Origin of the sequence: Spirillospora sp. NPDC048819, from assembly GCF_040650055.1 — a bacterium.
Taxonomy (GTDB): domain Bacteria; phylum Actinomycetota; class Actinomycetes; order Streptosporangiales; family Streptosporangiaceae; genus Spirillospora.
The window spans coordinates 148,489-168,407 of the sequence record NZ_JBEZGN010000009.1; the positions used below are offsets into that span (position 1 = coordinate 148,489).

At 71.3% G+C, this 19,919-nt stretch carries 17 protein-coding genes; 5 read left to right on the top strand and 12 right to left on the bottom strand.

What is annotated here, in order from left to right:
- Positions 1-53 precede the first annotated feature (53 nt).
- Together AB0C35_RS15535 and AB0C35_RS15540 are read left to right on the top strand one after the other, a co-directional pair.
- Positions 54-1,550, top strand: coding sequence for a sulfatase (locus AB0C35_RS15535; RefSeq protein WP_358455462.1), 1,497 nt, complete (start codon positions 54-56; stop codon positions 1,548-1,550).
- Between the two features lie 90 nt (positions 1,551-1,640).
- Positions 1,641-4,880, top strand: a complete 3,240-nt coding sequence (locus AB0C35_RS15540) for a hypothetical protein (RefSeq protein WP_358455465.1) — start codon at positions 1,641-1,643, stop codon at positions 4,878-4,880.
- A gap of 24 nt (positions 4,881-4,904) precedes the next feature.
- Here the strand turns inward: AB0C35_RS15540 and AB0C35_RS15545 are convergent, their stop codons facing one another.
- Entirely contained in the window at positions 4,905-5,876 is a 972-nt protein-coding gene (locus tag AB0C35_RS15545) for a glycosyltransferase (RefSeq protein WP_358455468.1), read from the bottom strand.
- Between the two features lie 192 nt (positions 5,877-6,068).
- A complete protein-coding gene (locus tag AB0C35_RS15550) occupies positions 6,069-7,505 on the bottom strand; it encodes an LCP family protein (protein WP_358455471.1) in 1,437 nt (478 codons plus the stop codon).
- Between the two features lie 110 nt (positions 7,506-7,615).
- On the opposite strand from AB0C35_RS15550, the gene AB0C35_RS15555 reads away from it, so the two are divergent.
- Together AB0C35_RS15555 and AB0C35_RS15560 are read left to right on the top strand one after the other, a co-directional pair.
- A complete protein-coding gene (locus AB0C35_RS15555) occupies positions 7,616-8,557 on the top strand; it encodes a DUF6177 family protein (RefSeq protein WP_358455474.1) in 942 nt (313 codons plus the stop codon).
- Positions 8,558-8,649: 92 nt separating this feature from the next.
- Positions 8,650-10,092, top strand: a complete 1,443-nt coding sequence (locus AB0C35_RS15560; RefSeq protein ID WP_358455477.1) for a DUF1266 domain-containing protein — start codon at positions 8,650-8,652, stop codon at positions 10,090-10,092.
- A 99-nt stretch (positions 10,093-10,191) separates the two neighbouring features.
- Here the strand turns inward: AB0C35_RS15560 and AB0C35_RS15565 are convergent, their stop codons facing one another.
- The gene (locus AB0C35_RS15565; protein ID WP_358455479.1) at positions 10,192-10,656 is read right to left on the bottom strand and encodes a hypothetical protein; all 465 of its coding nucleotides are present in this window, start codon (positions 10,654-10,656) and stop codon (positions 10,192-10,194) included.
- Positions 10,657-10,905: 249 nt separating this feature from the next.
- On the opposite strand from AB0C35_RS15565, the gene AB0C35_RS15570 reads away from it, so the two are divergent.
- Positions 10,906-11,706 (top strand): hypothetical protein, encoded by an 801-nt coding sequence (locus AB0C35_RS15570; protein WP_358455482.1) that lies wholly within the window; start codon positions 10,906-10,908, stop codon positions 11,704-11,706.
- Between the two features lie 89 nt (positions 11,707-11,795).
- Here the strand turns inward: AB0C35_RS15570 and AB0C35_RS15575 are convergent, their stop codons facing one another.
- The 9 genes from AB0C35_RS15575 to eccB form a co-directional block, all read right to left on the bottom strand.
- Positions 11,796-13,403, bottom strand: coding sequence for a hypothetical protein (locus AB0C35_RS15575; RefSeq protein WP_358455485.1), 1,608 nt, complete (start codon positions 13,401-13,403; stop codon positions 11,796-11,798).
- A gap of 74 nt (positions 13,404-13,477) precedes the next feature.
- Positions 13,478-13,879 carry a hypothetical protein gene (locus AB0C35_RS15580; protein ID WP_358455488.1) on the bottom strand — a complete coding sequence of 134 codons (402 nt, stop codon included), beginning with the start codon at positions 13,877-13,879 and terminating at the stop codon, positions 13,478-13,480.
- A 97-nt stretch (positions 13,880-13,976) separates the two neighbouring features.
- Positions 13,977-15,359: a S8 family serine peptidase gene (locus AB0C35_RS15585; protein ID WP_358455491.1), complete on the bottom strand. Its 1,383-nt coding sequence runs from the start codon at positions 15,357-15,359 to the stop codon at positions 13,977-13,979.
- Positions 15,360-15,463: 104 nt separating this feature from the next.
- Complete coding sequence (locus tag AB0C35_RS15590; protein WP_358455494.1) at positions 15,464-16,699, bottom strand: WXG100 family type VII secretion target; 1,236 nt, start codon at positions 16,697-16,699, stop codon at positions 15,464-15,466.
- A 29-nt stretch (positions 16,700-16,728) separates the two neighbouring features.
- Positions 16,729-17,106, bottom strand: coding sequence for a hypothetical protein (locus tag AB0C35_RS15595; protein WP_358455497.1), 378 nt, complete (start codon positions 17,104-17,106; stop codon positions 16,729-16,731).
- 122 nt (positions 17,107-17,228) lie between these two features.
- Complete coding sequence (locus AB0C35_RS15600) at positions 17,229-17,519, bottom strand: WXG100 family type VII secretion target (protein ID WP_358455500.1); 291 nt, start codon at positions 17,517-17,519, stop codon at positions 17,229-17,231.
- 36 nt (positions 17,520-17,555) lie between these two features.
- The gene (locus AB0C35_RS15605) at positions 17,556-17,870 is read right to left on the bottom strand and encodes a WXG100 family type VII secretion target (protein ID WP_358455502.1); all 315 of its coding nucleotides are present in this window, start codon (positions 17,868-17,870) and stop codon (positions 17,556-17,558) included.
- Positions 17,871-18,096: 226 nt separating this feature from the next.
- Complete coding sequence (locus AB0C35_RS15610) at positions 18,097-18,387, bottom strand: WXG100 family type VII secretion target (RefSeq protein WP_358455505.1); 291 nt, start codon at positions 18,385-18,387, stop codon at positions 18,097-18,099.
- An 84-nt stretch (positions 18,388-18,471) separates the two neighbouring features.
- A complete protein-coding gene (gene eccB, locus AB0C35_RS15615) occupies positions 18,472-19,911 on the bottom strand; it encodes a type VII secretion protein EccB (RefSeq protein ID WP_358455508.1) in 1,440 nt (479 codons plus the stop codon).
- Positions 19,912-19,919 lie beyond the last annotated feature (8 nt).

A 19,919-nucleotide genomic window follows, 5' to 3' on the forward strand; every position in this document is an offset into this window, starting at 1 on the left:
CCAGTGGGTGGTTACCCTTTGCCGGGACCGGCATCACGAGGGAGAGGCGGACGTTGATCCGACACCGGCGGCTCGCGGCCGTTCTCTGCCTGGTCGCCGCGCTCGGAGTGAGCGGCTGCTTCATCCAGTCGGGAAAGCCTTCCGGCGGCTCTGAGGAGACCAAGGCCCCGAAGAAACCGAACGTCGTGTTCATCCTCACCGACGATCTCTCCTGGAACCTCGTCGCGCACATGCCGCAGGTGCTCCGGATGCAGAAGGAAGGGCTCACGTTCCGGAACTTCCTCGTGGCGGACTCGCTGTGCTGTACGTCCCGCGCCACGATCTTCACCGGCAAGTACCCGCACAGCACGGGCGTCCGCACCAACTTCCCGCCCGACGGCGGCTTCCAGGTCTTCAAGGCGAAGGGCAATGAGCAGGCGTCGTTCGCGCCGTTCCTGGAGAAGGCCGGGTACCGCACCGCGCTGCTCGGCAAGTACATGAACGGCTACCACCCGAACGACACCCAGGGCGGGACGACGCCGTACATCCCGCCGGGCTGGACCGAGTGGTACGTCGCCGGCAACGGCTACGGCGAGTACAACTACAAGCTGAACGAGAACGGCAACCTCGTCCACTACGGGCAGAAGCCGCAGGACTACCTGACCGACGTCCTGGCGGCCAAGGGCGTCGACTTCATCAAGCGGGCCTCCGGGAAGTCGCAGCCGTTCTTCATCGAAATCTCGACGTTCGCGCCGCACGGGCCGTTCGTTTCCGCGCCGAGGCACGCCGGCCTGTTCGGCGATCTCAAGGCGCCACGGCCCGCGTCGTTCAACGAGGCGGACCTCCGTGACAAGCCGTCGTGGCTGCGGTCGCGCCCGAAGCTGCGCGCGCCCGCCGTCAGCCGTATCGACGCGGGGTTCCGCGACCGGGTCCGCATGGTCCAGGCGGTGGACGAAATGGTCGGCCGGATCCGGACAATCCTGAAGGAACTCGACCGCGACCGCGACACCTACGTGATCTTCGGCTCGGACAACGGCTTCCACATGGGGGAGCACCGCCTGGCCGGGGGCAAGATGACCCCTTACGACAGCGACATCAGGGTCCCGTTCATCGTCACGGGCCCGAACGTCCCTCCTGGTCATCGTGTCGAGAAGCCGGCGCAGAACACCGACCTGGCGCCGACGTTCCTGGAGCTCGCCGGCGTGCGGCCGCCGCCCGCGACCGACGGCCGGTCCCTCGTGCCGTTCTTGCGCGGCACCACCCCGCCGGACTGGCGGCAGTCGGCATTGATCGAGCACGTCAAGCCGCCCCCGTCACCCCAGGACCCCGACCGGCAGGACTCCGGTCCCGGCGCCCCGACGACCTACAACGCGCTGCGCACCGACGAACTGCTGTACGTGGAGTACGCCGACGGGGAACGCGAGTACTACGACCGGACCCGCGACCCCCATGAACTCAACAACATCGCCGGCGCACTGCCGGAACAGCGGCGGCGGCACCTCTCGGACCTGCTGTACGCACTGACCCACTGCTCGGGTGCGAACTGCGCCACCGCGGGCCGGAGCCGCTGAGGAGTTCAGTCCCTTATGCGCCGCTATCATCGCTGATTGACGCGAATACGCGGCGACACGTGCACATGAGCTGATGCTGGGAGAGCGGGTGTGACTGCAACCGGAAAGCCGGATGACGACCACGAGGTGGAACGTCCCGAACCCGGGCAGCCGACGCAGGCACCGCCACCGCCGCAGTGGCTGGACGAACAGGGGTCCCCGGCGCCCCCGCTGCTTCCCGGCGACGACCCCGGCCAGGACGGACCGGAGGGCGCGGTCTCGGACACCGGCGCACCGGAGGGCGGCGCCTCGGACGCCGGCGCTCCCGAGAACGAGACTCCGGAGCCGGACGCTTCCGAGGGAGACGCCGAGAGCGAGATGGTCGACCGGACCATCAGCGACCGCACGGTCTCCGACCTGAATTTCGACGAGTCGACGCACACCGTGGTCATACCGGGCCGTACGGGCACGGCGAGCACGCACGGTTCCCAGCGGGACGCGGCAGGGGAACCCCAGCGGGAAACCGGGCAGCCGGCTCCTCCACCTCCCCCCATGCCCACGTCCACCGACATCCCCGCGCCGCCACCGTTCCCGTACATGCAGGAGATGCCAGACGCGACGCAGGCGCAGGCGCAGGCCCCGGCACCGCCCCCGTTCCCGTATGGGCAGGAGATCCCGGACGCCACCCGCGCGGAGCACCTCGCCCCGCCGCCGTCCATGCCGCCCCAGCCGCCGCCCGTCTACACGCAGGAGATGCCGGCCTCCTCGAACCCGCCTGCCTCCGCCCCACCGGCGCAGAGCCCTCCCGCACACGAACCGTTCCCCTACGCGCAGCAGATCCCCGGGGGCCCGGCCGCCCCGGCCCAGGAGCCGTTCCCCTACGCGCAGCAGATGCCGGGCGCCCCGAGCAATCCACCGGCGGCAGAGCCGTTCCCGTGGGCCCAGCAGGTGCCGGGCGCACCCCAGCCGGGGCCGGGCGCCGTCAGCCCGGCGCCGCCGCCTCTGATCGACGAGCCTTGGCGGACGGGCCCGCAGAGCCAGGGCCCGAGGGGTCCCCGCAAGAGCATCAAGAAGCCGCTCATCATCGGCGTGGCCGGCCTGGCCGTCGTGGCGCTGGTGGCCGCGGGCGTGATCTTCGTGCCCGGTCTGCTCGACGACGGCGGCGGCGGCGGCGAGAAGCCGGGCGCGCGGCTGGCCGGCTCGATCTTCCCGGTGGACGGCACGGCCCGCACCGACGGCCGCGATCAGGAGATCACCGGCGTCGCGGCGGTCGGCTCCACGGTGGTCGCGGTCGGCGGCGAGACCGACCCGCAGAACTCCCGCGGCCTCTTCCTGGTCTCCGGTGACGGCGGCCGCACGTTCACATCCGTCCCGCAGCAGGGCACCGACGGCGGCATCGCACCGCCCGGCGGGATCCCCGAGGCGGTCGGCGGCTCATCGCGCGGCTGGGTCGCCATCGGGTCCCGGGCGGGAGGCGGGGGCGCCGTCTGGCTGAGCGACGACGGGCAGGAATGGCGCAGGCAGCCCGACGCCGTCGGCGACGTGTTCGGGGCGAACAACCGCGTGCAGCGGATCGTGGCCACCGGCAGCGGATACCTGGCCATCGGCGAGAACTCCAAGAAGGGCGACTTCAGCGACTCCGTGCCGGCCGTCTGGCTGTCCGCCGACGGGCAGCGATGGGAGCCCCGGGTCGGGGACCAGATGGGCCTGCAGGTCCAAGGCGGCGGGTTCTCATTGGTCGAAGCAGCGGCCAGCGGCAACGCGATCCTCTTGGAGGGGCTCGTCACGCCCGACGACGAGAAGAAGAACCCCTACCGCAGGGTCTGGCGCTCCGACGACGGCGGCCGGACGTGGGCGGCATCGAACGTGCCGGTGCCCAAGGGCAGCCGCGGCCTGATGATCGGCGGCGGCGAGGCCGGGTTCCTGGCCGTGCGGGAGATGAAGGCGTCCGGCAAGTTCTACGGTCAGGCGTACACGTCCAAGGACGGCGCATCGTGGACCAAGGCAGGCGCGCTGAAGACGGGCGGATACAAGCACACCAGCCGGATCATCGGCGACGGCCAGGGCTACGCGGCCGTCGTCGTCCGGGACAAGGACGTGGTGCTGTCGCGCAGCACGAACGGCGGCGCGTCGTGGAAGGACGCGGGCACCGTCCAGATGAAGTCGGGCCTCGAGGTCAAGGGTGCGGCGCTGGCCGGCGGCCAGGCGGTCGTCGTCGGCCGGCAGCCGGGCGGTGGCGACGGGGACCCGATGCTCAGCGTCTGGGACGCGGCGGGCACCGCGATCCCGGTCGACCTGTCGAAGGTCTCCGGTGCCATCCGTCCCGACCATGCGGTCACCTCGGTCGGCGCGGCCGGCAGCCTCGCCGTCGCCGTGGGCAGCGCGAGGGGCGACGCCGCGATCTGGTCGTCTCAGGACGGCGGCACATGGACGTCCGCCCAGGGCCTCGGGGCCGCGTTCACCCGGCCGGGACCGCAGCAGCTGACCGATGTCGCCGGGGGCGCGTCGGGCTGGCTGGCGGTGGGCTACGACCAGGCGGCGCCGCGCGGCCCGCTCGTCGTCACCTCGAAGGACGGTGCGACCTGGCAGACGGCCGATTCCCACTCCGCGTTCGCCGCCTCCAAGGAGGGGGTGCCCGTCACCCATGCCGCCGGGGCAGGGGACGCCGGATACGTGATCGTCGGCACCGAGGGTTACTCGGTGGCCACCTGGTTCTCCGCGGACCTGAAGAACTGGGAGCGCGGCACCGGATCCGATCCGAAGATGATGAAGGGCCAGAAGGACACCCCCCGCTGGATGCTGGACGTCGCCGCCGGCTCGTTCGGTTACGCCGCCGTCGGCGGCAGCCACGACGCCCAGGGCAACCACCCCTCGGTCTGGATGTCCTCCGACGGCAAACAGTGGACGCTCCAGCAGCTCCAACTGCCCGCAGGGATGACCGAGGCCCACCTCACCCACGTCGCCGCCCGCGGGAACACGCTGGTCGCCATGGGTATCGCGGCGACCCCCCAAGGCCTGGCCCCGCTGGGCTACGTCTCCGCGGACGCCGGCAAGTCGTGGAGCCCCCTGAAGCCTCCGGGCGAAGGCACCGGAGTCATCGTCACCGCGCTGGCCGCGACGCCGGACGGCTTCGCCGCCACCGGCACGACCGGGAGCGCGGGCGCCACCGACGTCGTGTCGTGGACGTCCTCGGACGGCTCGTCCTGGAATGCCGCGACGCCCGGCGGCACCGGCCTCGGCGGCGTCGGCGACCAGAGGATCACCGGTCTCGCCGCCTTCAACGACACGCTGCTCGGCGTGGGTCGCAGCGCCGACGCCAACGGTGACCAGCCCGTCCTGTGGAGCCGCTAGAGCAGCCGGCCGGCTCAGGCGCGTCTACGAGGGGACGGGCGGTTCCGAGGGCGGGGCGGACAGCGGCGCCATCGACGCGGGCGCCTGTTCGGTCTTGGCGTGGCGGGCAACGTACTGGCCCTTCGGTGGCACGGGGATGTCGGCGCGGTCGCGGGAGCGGTTGCGGCGGGCCCCGTACGGGGCCACGACCATCCGGTAGAAGGGCCGCCGGACGATGGTCGGGACGAGGCGGTAGCCGCCGCGCACGACGACGTTGCGCACATACTGGGGCCGTGTGATGAAACCCTCGCCGAGCATCTCGCGCTGGAGCCGCAGTTCCGAGCGCAGCAGGTCGCGGCCCCCGCGCCGCTCGTAGGCGCCGTCGCCGACCCGGTAGTAGACGAGCGGCTCGGCGACGTTCACCACCCGCGCGCCGTTCGCGATCAAGCGCGCGAACAGCCAGTAGTCCTCCATCAGCGGCAGGTCCCCGTAGCCGCCGACGGCGACGACGGCACTGCGCCGGTAGACGACCGTGGGATGGTTGAACGGGTCGTGCAGGCGTGCGTAGCGGGAGATGTCGTCGGGGTCGCTCGGCGGGATGCGCTGCCCGACGATGTCGGAGATGTCGGTGGTGAACTCCAGCAAACCGGCGCCGACGAGGTCGGCGCCGGCGCGGACCAGCGGCACCTGGGTCTGGAAGCGGTGGGGCATGGCGACGTCGTCGGCGTCCATCCGGGCGACGATGTCGTGGCGGGCCGCCTTGAGGCCGGCGTCCAGGGCGGGGCCGAGACCGCGGTTGCGCTCCAGGTGGACGAACGACACCTCGACCGGGCTGCTCGCCACCAGGTCCCGCAGGCAGGCCGCCAGCTCGGGTGGGACAGGGCCGTCCTGGACCAGGACCACCTGGTCGGGCCGGAGCGTCTGCTCGTGCACCGCGCTGCGGAAGGCGCCCCGTGTGTGCTCCGCTCGATCACCGCCGTAGACGGTCATCAACAAGGTGAAGGCTTCGGGCTTCATGCGTCCGTTCCGGGGGGGAGCGTGGTCGCCCGGTAGAGCCCTGTGCGGGGGCGGCTCCTGGGGGCAGGGGGTCGGGGGAAATCGAGTGTGCTGTCTTACATGTGACGCTTTGAGACGGTTGCTGGGTTACCCGCCGACACGATACCGATCGGCGGTGCCGGGTGTGGCCACGTCACCCCCGGCACAGGCGGGTCAGGTCTCGGCGCAGGCGTCGCGGTCGGCGCGGATTTCGCCGGCGACCTTGGGGACGGCCGCGTTCACGCCGCGCAGGTCGGCGCCGTCGGCGCCGATGACGAGGTAGACGTAGCCGGGCTTGGCGGACGACCAGGGGCGCGGCTTGTGGCCGGGCACGGCGATCGCCATGCGGGCGGCCTGGCGTTCGGCGCCCGCGCCGTACAGGATCCGGGTGCGGGCGTACTGCTTCTTGCTGGTGCCGACCTTGACGACCTGGAAGCCGCGCTCGGTGAGCTGGTCCGCGGTCCGCTGCGCGAGGCCCGAGACCCCGGCGGCGTTGTAGACGGCGACCCTGACCTGGGCGGGCGGGACGGGCTTGACCTTGTTCTGCGCCGCCACCGGCGCGGGGGCGGGCTCGGGGAGCTTGTTGTCCTCCCGGACGGCCCGGAACAGCGGCTCGGCCCGCGCCCGGTCGAACTGGACGCGGTTCCTGTCCTGCGGGTACGCCTGCACGGGGACGGTGACGAACCGGACCTTCCCCGCGCTCATCCCGCGCAGGCTGCCCGCGAGCTTCTGCATCACCGAGAGGGTGAGGTCGTCGTCCGCCTTGATCGAGCTCGCGGCGGCGGAGAGGAAGTCGTAGGTGCGTCCCGGGTCGGTGAGCATGCCCTTGTCGGTGGCCTTCTTGACCACCGACGCCATGAACGCCTGCTGCCGTTTGATCCGGTCGAGGTCGGAGCCGTCGCCGAGCACGTAGCGGGTGCGGACGTAGCCGAGGGCCTGCTCGCCGCGGACGACCTGGCGGCCCGCCCTGAGGTGCAGTTCGGCCTTCGGGTCGTCGATGCGGCGGGGGACGCAGATCTCCACGCCGCCGAGCGCGTCCACGACGCGTTTGAAGCCGGCGAAGTCCACCTCGACGTAGTGGTCGATGTGGATCTTGGTGAGGGACTCGATCGTCCGCCAGGTGCAGGCGGGGCCGCCGTTGGAGAACGCCGCGTTGATCATGCCGAACTGCGCGGGGACGGTGCTGCCGTCCTTCTTCTCGCAGGGCGGCATCTGCACCATCGAGTCGCGCGGGAAGCTGATGCCGATGGCGCTCTCGCCGCCGGGCGAGATGTGCAGCAGGATCGTGGTGTCGGAGCGCTGGCCCGCCTCGACGCCGTAGCGGGCGTTCTCCCCCTGCCGGCTGTCGGAGCCCATCAGCAGGATGTTCAGCGAGTTGTTGAGTTTCTCCGGACGGTCGTCGCCGAGCCGGCCGTCGACGTTCTCGCGGTCGATCTGGCCGTCCAGGCGGCGCCAGAACCCGTACGCGGTGAGGCTTCCGGCCACCAGCACCACCGACATGACGATCGACAGCCCGCCGAGCACGCGCCACAGACGCCCCCGCACCGGCGGTTCCGGTGGCGGCGGGGCGTCCGCGTAGTACACGGGAGACGGCGCGGCGGCTCGCTGCATCCGTAACATTTCAGCACAGATTGGACACAGGTCACCCTCGTCACGGGAAAGTCGACCTCCCACCGGGCGCGTCCGTCTCCGGCCGCCCCTGGCACTAGACTCCGGTGAAGATGAGCACAGTAGACGCGCTGACCGACCAGGCCATGGTCGTTCTGCAGGACCGCCCCCTGGTGCCGCTGAGCGCCTGGCTGAACAAGGCCCTCGGCGACTGCACCGCGAGCGGCCGCACCCTGCAGCTGATCACCCCCCTGGGCTCCCGGCTCTCGCTCCCCCTGCGCACCGCCGCGTCGGGCAACGACGTGCAATGGGTCGTCCGCAACGGCGACGCCTACTACGAGGGCCTGACCGGACGGCCGCTGAAGTGGACCGGCACGACGTTCGTGCCCGTCCCCGAGGCCCGCGACTACGCGCCCGGATTCACCACCCGTCCCACCGCCCCGATCGGCTCGCAGCTCACCCTCGTCTACCGCACCAGGCACGGCTCCGAAGGCGACCTCGGCGGGCCCGTCGAGCGCCTCCTGCAGCTGCTCACCGGCAAACCGCCCGGCGCGCTCGGCCCCGCCGAGCCGCTGGAGCACCCCTGGCGCAGCGACCGGTTCACCGAGTACGCGCGGGGACGCGCCACCGCGCGGCTCCTCGTCGGCGGCGACGGGCCCCGCCCCGCCCAGGCGATCTGCGACTTCACCTCCAGCGAAGGCGGCGCCGTCGCCGAGGTCAGCACCGTCACCATCGGCTACATGCCCGAAGACCCGCCGCCCCTCCAGCACCTGCCGACCCTCGTCGGCGCGCTGGCCGCCGAGCAGACCGTCGCGTCGCTGTTCGTCCAGCTCACCCCCGGCCGCGCCGACCTCACCACCGAGCCCCGCTGGACCGGCGCGCCCGCACCGGTCGCGCTGGCCGTCGCGGGAACGGTCTCCGGGCCGAACGGCATCCCCGGCCAGCAGGTCGGGCCCCCGCGCGCCCCGCTGACGTTCTTCCCGCTCGGGGACGGGCGCTCCCCCGACGGGTGGCAGCGGCACAGCCACCTCATGCAGCACCTCCAGTCCGGCTGAGCGGCCCGCGCCGCCCACCCCCGCACCCCGCCGCGACAAACTGCACAGAGAGCCGATGATCTACCCGTAAGGGATGATGTACGGTCCTGCCCATGGGACAGGCCGGTCAGCTCGACGCGCTTGAGCGGGCCGTCGAGGGGACACTCGCCGAAGGGTCGTTCGAGTTCGACGGCGACAGGGCGGTACTCCGCATCGAGGGGTCCCTCATCCTGACGACCACCTGGTTCCTCTCCCTCGGCATCGGCGGCGTCGCGCTGCTGCTCGCCGGGGCCGTGCTGTCCCTCTCCGGGCTGCAGGACGAGGCGCGGTGGGCGCTGGCACCCGGCGCCGGCCTGCTCGGCTGCGTGCTCGGCCTCGTCCTGCTGCTGCGCTACACCCCGCTGTTCGACCTCTGGGCGATCTATCCGCCCCCGGCGCTGGAACTGCGGTTCGCCGAGCGGGCGATGGTGCACCGGCGGACACGCGTCCCCTTCGGCGAACTGCGTCCCGAGCACCTGGTGTGGAAGAACGGGCGGTTCTTCCGGCGGCTCTACGTCCGGCATCCGTCCCTGCGCAAACAGCTCGCCGGGTTCTTCGGCAACGAGGAGCGGCAGGCCGAGGAGTTCCGGCGGCGGCTGTGGGAGCTGATCTCCGCGCCCGACCCGGCCGGCGCCCTCTCACGCGGCAGCGACCTCACCCCCGTCCAGCACTGGATCATCGCGGCCGGCGCCCCCTACGGCGCGATCAACGGGTTCCGGCTGGACCGCCTCGGCACCGCCCCCGGCGACTCCGCCGCGGCGGCCGACCGCCGCACCGCGCAAGAACTGCTCCAGGATCCCTGGGGCGCCTACGACCTCGAACAGCTCCTCGGCGCCGTCAACTGGCTCGTCCAGGACGGGCACCGCGCCGACTTCACCCAGGACGCCGTCCTCGCCGCCCGGCCCCCCGACGCGCAGGAGGAGTACGGGACGCTGCTGCGCGAAGTCGACGACCTCATCGCCCGCGACATCCTCGAACCCCCGTTCGTCGAGCGGCTGATCGAGCTGGTGCGCGTCCGCTACGGCGACGAGGGCGGCTCGTACGCGCGGCTCGTCCCGAGGCTGCTGCGCGACGAGCCCGGCGCGGACGTCAGCGAGGAGGGCGCCGAACTCGCCCAGTTCCTCCACCGGCTCTTCAACGACCGCAACCACGCGTCGGAGGAGTTGCACCGCCTGAAGGCCCTCGCCGACCCGGCGCTGCGCGCCAACGTGGGACGGCTCCTGATCTGGGACTACGGGCGGGCCCTGATGCTCTTCCGGTGGGGCCACATGATCGGGTGGCTCACGGAGGAGTACTGCTGGGAACGCATGCTGCCGCTGGCGATCGACGTCCAGCGGCGCTACTCGTCCTGGCGGGACATGGCCACCTGCTACCTGCAGGGCCGGCTGCTCTGGTCGGGCGGCGGCGGGAAGGCGCAGGCCGAGTACGAGCGGCTCATCGAGGAGCTCGCCACCGATGCGCGCAGCCCCTGGAACCTCGTCCCCTGGGACCTCGACCTAACCCGCGACTGGGCCTGAACGCCCCGTGCCCGGCGGAACGCTCTCGTGACCGGCGGAACGCCCTTATGACCGGCGGAACGTTCGGTGACCTGTGGAACGTTCGGTGACCGGCGGTGTTCAGCCTCCGATGACGCCGCCGTGGTATGCGGCGCCGTCCTGTCCCGGGGCCCCGGCGGCCGGGCCGCCGCCCTGGTCGGACGCCCTCCAACTGCGCGCCGGCGCCTCGCTCGCGCCGTCCGGGTAGACGATGCCGCCAGCCCAGTGCACGAGCGAGTCGGCGAACCTGCGGGCCACCCGCATCGCGTCGGGCAGGTCGGCGACGGCGCGGATGTCCACCCACCACACCGGCGCGGTGACCCGGTCGGCGAACTCGGCGCCGAGCAGCCGCCGGATCTCGCTCTGCGCCGACACCTGCACCGCGTCCTCGATCGAGACGAGCAGCCGGCCCTCGGCGTCGTACATCAGGGTCGGCTCGGGTTCCCCGCCGCGCAGCTCCAGCGGCTCGCCCATGGCGATCATGCCGTCGGCCACGGCGTGCACATCAGGACGGCGGCGCACCAGCGCCACCAGGTCACTGCTCATCGGGTCACCCCAGCATCGGGCGGACTGAGCGGGCCGTCGCCGTGCGCGGCGACCGGTCGCCGGCTTGTGTCGGACACGTGCCTCCCCTCTCCATCGCAACCCTATGAGACATCCGCACGCGCCGCTTCCGTCCCCGGGCACGCGGCATCACGTGACATACCTACCATCCCCTGTGAAACCGCCAACTTCTGCCCGCTACTCTGGTCCGATTCCACTCGGCCCCCCGCACGGATCAGCTCGGAGCGTTCCATGAACTCCCCCCAATGGCCCGGCCAGCCGCCCGGCGGACCGGGATACCCGCCGCCACCGGCGCCGCCCGGCCCCCCGCGCATGCCCGGCGGCCCCGGTTTCCCGCCGCCCCGGCGCGGCGGCGGCGGACCACTGGTCCCGCTGCTGATCTTCGGGCTGGTGGGGGTCCTCGCCTTGCTGGGCCTCGGGACGTTCTTCATCCTGGAGAGCGGCGACGACGAGCCCGACCGGACGACCACGCTGCCCACCTACACCCCGGCCACCCCGTCCTACTCCCCCGAGCCCAGGCCCACGGAGTCGAGGACCAGCAGGACGCCGTCCAACCCGTCCTCGGTCCTCTCCACGACCGTCCGGACCGCGAAGGGCAACACCTTCACCCGGGTGGGCACCCGCACCTCGACGTGCACCAGCCGCGCCAACACCCAGCTCCGCACCGCGCTCCGCTCGCACCCGTGCGTCGGGGTGATGCACTCGGCGGTCTACGCCAACCCGACCAAGAAGATCATCACCGCGGTGTCGATCGCGAAGTTCACCAGCCCGTCGGCGGCGAGCAGCGTCAGCCGCGTCACCTCCGACAAGGGCTGGCCGAAGCTGCTCACCCCGTCCGACGCGAGCGGCCTGCCGCAGCCCCGGCCCGACCCCGCCTACTGGACGCGGTCGTGGACGCAGGGCTCCAACGTGATCTACGCCCAGTCGTACTGGTCGACCGGATCCGCCACCGGCGGCCGCACCGGCACCGTCTTCGCCACCGCCGGTGAGCTCGGCGTCGAAATCACCAACACCCTCATCTGGACCGACTGACACCACCGGCCGGGCCTCACCGGCCCGATCACGGCCGCCTGGGACGGCGGGCGCCGACACGCGTCCGCCGGGCCCATGGGCCCGGCGCCTCAGTGGCTCGGCGCCGCGTCCCCGAGCGACCGCGCGAACGCCTCATAGGCGATCCGGCCGACCGCCGCCTGGGTGGCCTCACCGAGCCGCGACAGGTCCACCGCGGAGCCCATCGCGATATGCCGGTCATAGGGGACGTTCACGACCGGCGTCCCCCACGCCGTCAGCATCTGCGTCGCGCGCGAAAGGTCAGTCCCGACCTGCGGGGCGTGCGACACCATCGCGATCACCGTCCGGGCCAGCAGGCCCCGCTGCGCCCCCTGGGAGAACCACTCCAGCGCCCCCCGCGCGCTGAGCGCCCCGTCGACCGTGCCGGGGGTGACCAGCACCACGCTGTGGGACTGCCCGAGGATGCCGCGGTGAAGGTCGGTGAGGATCCCGGCGCTGCAGTCGGTCACCGCCGTGGAGATGTAGCGGCTCACCGCGCTGAACGCCGCCTGGAACGTCTCGAAGTTGAACTCGCCGGTGATCCGGCCGCCGCGCGTCGCGGCGAGCACCCACAGCCCCTCCCGGGTCTGCTGCAGGTACTGCGCGGCCTCCTCGAACGTCCGGGGTTGCTGCGCCGCCAGATCGAACAGCGACAGTTCGGAGCGGACGCCCAGGCGCAGCGGCAGCGACCCCAGCTCCGCGTCGGCGTCCATCGCCAGCACCCGGTCGGGACGGTGCCGCGCCAGCTCGGTCGCCAGCAGCGCGGCCACGGTCGTCTTGCCCGCGCCGCCGCGGACGCTGACCACCGTGATCTGCCGGAAGCCGCCGACGGGCCGCCGCAGATAATCCGCGATCTCCGCGCGCGTCCGGATCTGGCCGGACGCGCCGACGGCCTTGCGGACTCCCCGTCCCATCCTGCGCACCAGCGCGTCACCGTGCTGGTTCTTGCGGACGAACTCGTCCGCCATCGGCACCGCCCCCGCACCGTGCGGCTGAGGCGGCGGAGCCGGGACGGGCGCCGCCGGTGCGTGCTGGGCGGACGCGGCGTCGTGCTCGCGTTCCTCGTTCTCCCCGCCGGCCCCCGGGGCCTGCGGAAGGCCGGGGGCCTGCGGCGCGGAGCCGCCCACCGGCGAGATCGCCGCCTCCCAGCTGAAGTCCTCGTTGACGAGCGGCACCCCCGCCTCGTCGGCCTGCTGCTGCGGCGTCGGATCGAACTGCTGCTGCGGCGCCGGGTCGGGATGCTGCTGCGGCGCCGGTTGAGGACGCGGATCCGGGCCCGGCGCCTCCGGCGCGTGCGGCGGCGCCGGAGCCTGCGCCGTGCCGGCCTGCGCCGGTTCGGGCGCGTTGGGCTGCGGAACCTCGGGGAACGGATCGTACGGCTGCGACTGCCGCTGCTCCGCCTCCGCGGCAGCCGGCTGCGGCGGGTCCGGGAACGGATCGTAGGCCCTGGGCTGCTCCGCTTCGGTGGGAACCGGCTGCGGCACCGGCGGCGCGGGAGGCGCGGCGAGAGGCTCCTGTACGGCCGGTGGCGGCGACGGCCGCCGCGCACTGTGCTCGGCCGCCTCGGCCCCCCAGCCCGCGTCGGCGATGACGGTCGCCGCCGACCCGAAGGCCGTGAGGCCGCGCTGGGACACGCCGAGATCACGCAACACGGAGTGCTGCCAGTTGGAGTCCGGCACCCGCCCTCCTTTCACCCTGCGCCAGCCTACGACCTCCCGCCCCCGCCGCGAACGCCCGCGTCACCCGGACCGGGTCAGCCGCCCTGCGTCGCCTGGGCCGCGCACTCCTGGGAGTCCTTGTTGACCTTCGCGGGGTCCATGCCCTCAACGTTCCTGGGTGCGACCGCGGGCGAGTCCGGGCTCGGCTCGGGCATGTCGTAGCCCTTCTTGCGCATGCACTCGATGACCTTCGCGATCGACTTCTGTTGCGCCGGGGTGAGACTCCCACCACCGTTGCCGCCACCGCCGTTACCGCCGCCACCGCCGTCTCCACCGCCGCCGTTGCCGGTGACGGTGCCTCCCGAGGGGTTCACCGAGGTGCTGGCGGTGGCGGACGGCGACGACCCTCCGCCGGCCTCGTCCTTCGAGTCCGACCCGCAGGCGCTCATACCGAGCGTCAGGGCGACGGCGGCGGGAATGACCAGGAGCTTCTTCATGACCACTCTTTCTCTCTGCTTGATCGCATACCTGGGGGACGGCCGTCCGCCCGCACGGCACTGAGCGAGAAGGCAGCCGCTGAAGAAGAAAGCGAATCTAGTTCGGGGGCCGGGGCGCTCCGGGACCTTGCGGAGGCACGTACGGCTGCCCGCCCTGCGGCCCCCCGGGCGGCGGTCCGCCCCAACCCGGCGGCGGACCCGGCTGCCCTCCCTGCGGGGGCACCGACTGCCCGCCCTGCTGAGGCGGTGCCTGCCCGCCCCAACCGGGCGGCGGGCCGGACTGCCCTCCACCCGGCGGACCGGCACCCGGCCCCATCCGGGCGTTCTTCTTGCTGCCGCGCCGGATGAAGAGGAAGAGCACGCCCCCGCCGACCACCAGGATCACGGCCCCGGCGATCAGAATGATCAGGAGGTTGCGATCCGCCTGGTCTGCACGCTTGGTGGCGTCGGACTTGGGCACCTTGGTCGCGGACGGCTTCGCGTTCGCCTGCGGATTGTCCGCCAGCCAGCGGTCGTACGCGGCGAAGACGGGGTTCGGCGCGTCCTTGGGCACGTCGGCCGTCAAGGCGGCGGCCGGGATGATGACCCCGGTACCGGTCAGCTCGTCCCTACCGGGGGGACCGGCGTCCTTCGTCGTGTTGATGATCCGCTGGACGACCTCGCGAGCCGGCATCTCCGGGTGCTTCGACCGCACCAGCGCCACCGCGGCGGACGCCAGTGCCGCCGCCTGAGACGTCCCCGCTACACCATCGGTGACCTGGCCGTTTGCCAGCAGGGTGTTCACCGGGAAGCCCGGCGCCGCGACGGCCACGTACGGCTGCCGCTGGGTCTGCTCCCAAGCCCGTTTCTGGTTGTCGACGGCGCCTACCGCCAGTACTCCGCTGCAGTTCGCGGGCTCTTGGGGACGGTTGGACTCGTCCCCGTCATTGCCCGAGGCGGCGACGACCACGGCGCCTTTCTGCAGCGCGTAGGCGACCGCCTGTTGCGTCTCGGGACGGCACCCGCCATTGCCGGGAAGCCCCTGGGAGATGCTGATCACTTTTGCCCCGTGATCAGCCGCGAACCGGATCGCCTTGTCCCACACGCCCAGATTGGCATGCACCGGCATGATCTTGGCTTCGGGGGCCACACCGATATATCCGGTGCCCGTGCCTCGGCTCGCGATAAGGGCGGCCATCGCGGTCCCGTGGGAGGCTTCAAGGTCCGCGGACGGCCCGACCTGGCCGTTTCCGCTCCCCGAGATCGCATTCGTGCCGGGAACCAGCGCGCCCTGGAGATCGGGAAGCCGTCCATTGACACCCGTGTCGATGACCGCGACGGTGACACCGGCGCCCTTGCTGACCGGCCAGACCTTCTGCTGGATCTCCCAGGCCGTGAACCACCACTGATCTGGCCGGGGGCCGGGAGCCGCATTGACAGGCGCCGCCGTGGTCAGAACCAGAGCGGAAGCCGCTCCGACCGCGGCCAGCCATTGGGTCATCCGTCGCACAACGCAACCTCACTACACGGAACACGGCGTGAGCAGTTCGAAGAATTCGATCTGCTCACGCCGTCTCCTGCATCGTCTCGTGATCGAGCCTGGGGTCAGCCAATCACGGGAGGGGCGGTGTCATCATCGTTTCCGCCCCACACGTCCTCATCTTCCATGAGCCAGGTGGTGCGCTCGTGTTCGTCTTCGCCACCACCGCCGCCACGGCCGCCCATGGGAGCGCCGCCGCCCATCATTCCACGGCCGCCGGCGCCGCCTCGGCCGGCACCCGCGCCACTGCCCCTGCCGGCGCCGGCACCTGCACCGGGCATGCCTCCGGCCAGACCGCCGGCGCCAACGCCGCCGCCACCGGGAATGCTTCCGCCGCCGCCGAGGCCTCCGCCACCGCCACCGATGCCGCCGCGGCCGAACGGGTCGACGCCCCCGCCACCGCCGGGGGGACCACCGGCCAGGCCGGCGAGGTCGCTCTCGGAGGGGCCGCCGCCGGGAATGCTCCCGCCGCCACCACCCGGGATGCCTCCGCCCCCGCCGGGAATGCTCCCACCACCGCCGGGAATGCCTCCGCCGCCACCGGGGATGCTGCCGCCACCGCCGCCGCCGGGAATGCTTCCGCCACCGCCGCCGGGAATGCTCCCGCCGCCCGGGATGCTGCCGCCACCGCCGCCGCCACCCGGGTTTCTGACGCCGCCGCCACCGGGAAGGTCGTTGGTGGGAACCTTGTCCGTCAGGCTCGTCTCGGGCATGTTGGTGGAGATCCGCTCGGGCATGTCGCCGTTGGCCTGCACGGTGCGCTCGCCAAGGCGCTTCATGTGCTCCTGCGCGGCCTTCTCCTCCGCGCTGTCGATGAGGCCCAGGGCTTCACCGATCTTCTTTCCGCCAAGGGCGATCATTCCGCCGGCGGGGCCCGCGACCATGGTGCCCGCCAGGACGACACCGGCATCGTCATAAGAGATGTTGCCAACGAAGCCCTTGCCGGGCCGGTTCTTCACATACCACTCAAGTTTCGTACCGTGGGCCGACAGCGCCTTCCCGGTCGTGTCCGAAACCTGCTGGAGGCCTTGCGCGCTCGTCTCCAGACGACCAATCTGCTCGATCGTGGCGTCCGCGTCGTCGCCCTTCCAGACACGGGCGAGCGCGGCCTTCTGCGCGCGAAGCTCACCTGCGGCCTCGGCGAACTTCTTCCCAGCGGCCTGGTAGTGGCCCCCCGCGTCAATGACCCGTTGGTAGTTGGTGGCATCGAGAATCTGGTTCATCTGGTCGATGCCGCCGTCCCATTCGGTGGGACTGTTCTGGTGCGAGCGAATCGGTTCGTCGTGCTTCGTGTAAGTCATGAGGTATCGATCCCGCCTGGTCGCGCCGGCTAGTACGCGCTGGTGTTATGGGTGGTCGGTGCGGGGCCGCCACTACCATTCGTCATCGTCCGGTTGGCCGCAGCGGCGTTCTCCTTCTCCTTCTCGTCATGGTTGCCGACCATGCGCTCGAGGGCCTTGATGATGCCGTCGTAGCTTCGAAGGAAAGAGTCGTACTGCGTCTTGATCTGGGTATAGGCGGCCGTGGTCGACGCGGCCAGGCCCTGCACGGCGGGGTACTGCCCCAGATCGGCGTTCGTGATGTTGCCGTGCACCGAGATGTCGTTGCGCGTCCCCTTGCCGTCGTCGAACTCGGCCAGGTTGTCCTTCAGCTTCTTGAGGATCTTCCTGACCTCGTCGCGATCGATCTCGCTCTTCTGGTCACCCATGTCAGCCTCCGGCGGGCCGGAAGCGCCCGCTCCCCGTATTGACTTCTGTTCTAGAAGTTCCGCTGCCGACCGTCACCACGGCCGGCCGCCGGCGTTCCGGGCGGCCGGCCATCGTGGGGTCGTCAGCCGCCGATGATTCCGACGTTCGTCTTGACCGTGCTCTGGCCCGTCTCCTGCGAGGACTGGATGACGGCGCCGAGCTGCTGCACGATGCGGGAGATGTCGGCGGCCGACGCCTCCCACTGGCGCTTGGCGTCGAAGTAGGCCTCGCGCGCGCCGTCCTCCCACTGGGCGAGCTTGCCCTCGACACTTCGGGCGAGGTCGTCGAGCTCGGAGTTCATCTGGTTGTACTTCTGCTGGAAGGCCGCGTATGCCTGCTGCATCGCGCCGAAGTCCATCGAGCTGTAGCTCATTGTTCCTCCGTGTCGTCCTGGATCCGTGGTGGTCGATCAGCCGTTGAGCAGCCCGGCGACGCGGTTGACCGCCTCGGTCTGCTGCTGCTCGCTGCCCTCGTAGTTGATCTTCACCTGGACGAGCTTCTCGTGGAGGCCGTTCAGCACCTCGAGGACCTTGCCCAGCTCGCCGTTGAACTCGTTGTAGACCCGGGTGAAGGCGCTGCCGGCCTCACCGACCCAGCGGCCGGACAGTTGCGCCTGCTCCTGGCCGAGGTCGCCCTGAATCTTGCGCAGATCCTGCGCCGCCTCCTCGACCCGCTGGGCCGCCTGGGCCATTTCTGCTCTGTCGACCGAAGACTTCTGGCTCATCAGTCATCCTTCCCGACTAGGTACTACCTGTGTTCGACGCGGCGTGAGCCCCCGTTGGTTCACCGCCGACCCAGTCGACTTTGAACACCATCGTCAGGCACAACGCACATCCTCGTAAAGCTTCGTTACGGTGCACAACGGTAGATCATCAGAGATTGGACTTACGGAGGACCAGATGGCACATATCGGTGTCGCCGAAGTGCCGGTCAGGTGAACCCGCGGGCCGTCAGGCCCACATCTGGGAGTTGGTCCCCTCGGCGGACTGGTAGTTCTGCTGGGCGGTGCCCACCGCCTGGCTGAACTCCTTGACCGTGTCCGCCTGCTCCCGCGCCACCTTGTCCCACTTCCCCTTGGCTTCGAAGTAGGCGTCGCGCGCGTCGTCCTCCCACCTGCCCAGACCGCTCTGCAGGTCGGCCTCCAGCGTGTCCAGCAGCTGGACCATCTCCCGGTGCTTGGCCTGGAAGATCGCCTGGGCGTGTTGCATCGTGGCGTAGTCGGTGCTGAACGCGTGACTCACTGCAACCCCTCCGAGATGACCGTAACGACCGGCGATCTTACCAAGAATCTGCGGTACGTTGGGATACTTACCCTTTTCCGCTGATCATCCGCCTGCGGCACTCGGTTGAATGGGTTCAAGTGCCTTCTGCGGATCCAGCACCGGTCCCTTCGGCACCAGGTTGAGCAGGTTGGCGGGCACCGGAACGGCGTCGTTCTTCTCCCCGGAGATGGTGTAGCCGAGCGCCTGGGCGGTCTCCGCCGACTTCAGCGCGTATCTGCGGCCGTCGTCCGCCACGAGCGCGTAGGTGTTGATCGCCTCGGTCGATCCGGACGCCGGCAGCACGCCCGCCAGGACCGCGCTCCCCGGCGGCAGCACCACGTTGTCGACACCGGAGCCGGAGGCCCGGGCGGGCATCGGCAGGTCGGCGCCGCCCCCGATGGTGAGCTTGGCTCCGGCGGAGCCGTCACCGGCTTCGGGGTAGACGACGCAGAGGGACTCCTTCGCGTCATACGGCCGCACCTTGATCTGCGACTGCGGCAGGCGCTCGTCGATGACCCGTTCGTTCGAGCGGTGGGTGGTCACCGCGGCGCCGTCGAGGGGGGTGTCCTTGGGGAGCTTGTACGACGCGGAGTTCTGGATGAGCGCCGCCTGAAGCACGCTGATCGGCGCGTACCCGTCCGCCATCAGGACGTAGGGCTGGTCACCGGCTCCGACGCCCTTGACGACGAAGACCTGGCCGATCACGCCGGCGGCGCCGGGGAACTGCGGCTGGCCGCCCGCGCCGGGAATGTTCGGGGGTGCGAAGTCGGGGCCGGCGGGCAGCGCGTTCACGAAGCCGGGCGACACCGCCGCGGGCGCCGAGGCGCTGAGCACGGTGAGACCGGCCGGCGACAGGCGCATCCGCTGGTTCTTCCAGATCAGCCAGTTGTTGTTCGCCCCGGTGCTGACGACCACACCGGTCGCCGGGTCCAGGGGCTCCCCGCCGACATCGCGTCCGCCGACCAGCGAGACCACCGACTGCCCGGGACCGCCCTGCTGGTTCTGCCGCACGCAGACCGACCAGGGGCCGCCGACGAGCCGTTTGGCCTCGGGAACCGAGTCCGGCGCCCCCGGAATGCCGATCATCGGGCCGCGGGGGAACTTCGAGAGCGACTTGGCCGAGACGGACTTCTGCTCGGCGGCCCCGCCGCTGCCGCCGCCGGCCAGCGAAGCGGCGAGCTTGGCCGACGTGTAGTTGGCCACCGGGCACAGCACGTCCTTCTGCGACCCTTGTGGCGTGCACCACACGAAGTGGGCACCGGTCTCCTTCTCGATGAGGACGATGCCCTTCTGGTCTAGGCCGCTGCTGCCGCCGCCGAAGAGCAGGCCGATGATGCCGAACACGGCCGCGACCAGCACCCCGACCATGATCCCGGCGAACGTGCCGACGTTGAGCTTGCGCAACGGCTGCTCTGGATAGTCGGGTTCGGCGAGGATCAGCGCCTGGGACGCCCGGTGGGTCATCAGGCGATGCGCCTGCAGCAGATCCCTCTTGGTCTGCATCGAGCCTT

Excerpts from the sequence above, each read along its gene's own strand:
- AB0C35_RS15590 (WP_358455494.1), bottom strand. The coding sequence starts at position 16,699 with ATGACTTACACGAAGCACGACGAACCGATTCGCTCGCACCAGAACAGT.
- eccB (WP_358455508.1), bottom strand. The coding sequence starts at position 19,911 with ATGCAGACCAAGAGGGATCTGCTGCAGGCGCATCGCCTGATGACCCAC.
- AB0C35_RS15565 (WP_358455479.1), bottom strand. The coding sequence starts at position 10,656 with ATGAGCAGTGACCTGGTGGCGCTGGTGCGCCGCCGTCCTGATGTGCAC.
- AB0C35_RS15555 (WP_358455474.1), top strand. The coding sequence starts at position 7,616 with ATGAGCACAGTAGACGCGCTGACCGACCAGGCCATGGTCGTTCTGCAG.
- AB0C35_RS15550 (WP_358455471.1), bottom strand. The coding sequence starts at position 7,505 with ATGCAGCGAGCCGCCGCGCCGTCTCCCGTGTACTACGCGGACGCCCCG.
- AB0C35_RS15600 (WP_358455500.1), bottom strand. The coding sequence starts at position 17,519 with ATGAGCTACAGCTCGATGGACTTCGGCGCGATGCAGCAGGCATACGCG.
- AB0C35_RS15595 (WP_358455497.1), bottom strand. The coding sequence starts at position 17,106 with ATGGGTGACCAGAAGAGCGAGATCGATCGCGACGAGGTCAGGAAGATC.
- AB0C35_RS15560 (WP_358455477.1), top strand. The coding sequence starts at position 8,650 with ATGGGACAGGCCGGTCAGCTCGACGCGCTTGAGCGGGCCGTCGAGGGG.
- AB0C35_RS15580 (WP_358455488.1), bottom strand. The coding sequence starts at position 13,879 with ATGAAGAAGCTCCTGGTCATTCCCGCCGCCGTCGCCCTGACGCTCGGT.
- AB0C35_RS15605 (WP_358455502.1), bottom strand. The coding sequence starts at position 17,870 with ATGAGCCAGAAGTCTTCGGTCGACAGAGCAGAAATGGCCCAGGCGGCC.
- AB0C35_RS15570 (WP_358455482.1), top strand. The coding sequence starts at position 10,906 with ATGAACTCCCCCCAATGGCCCGGCCAGCCGCCCGGCGGACCGGGATAC.
- AB0C35_RS15585 (WP_358455491.1), bottom strand. The coding sequence starts at position 15,359 with ATGACCCAATGGCTGGCCGCGGTCGGAGCGGCTTCCGCTCTGGTTCTG.
- AB0C35_RS15545 (WP_358455468.1), bottom strand. The coding sequence starts at position 5,876 with ATGAAGCCCGAAGCCTTCACCTTGTTGATGACCGTCTACGGCGGTGAT.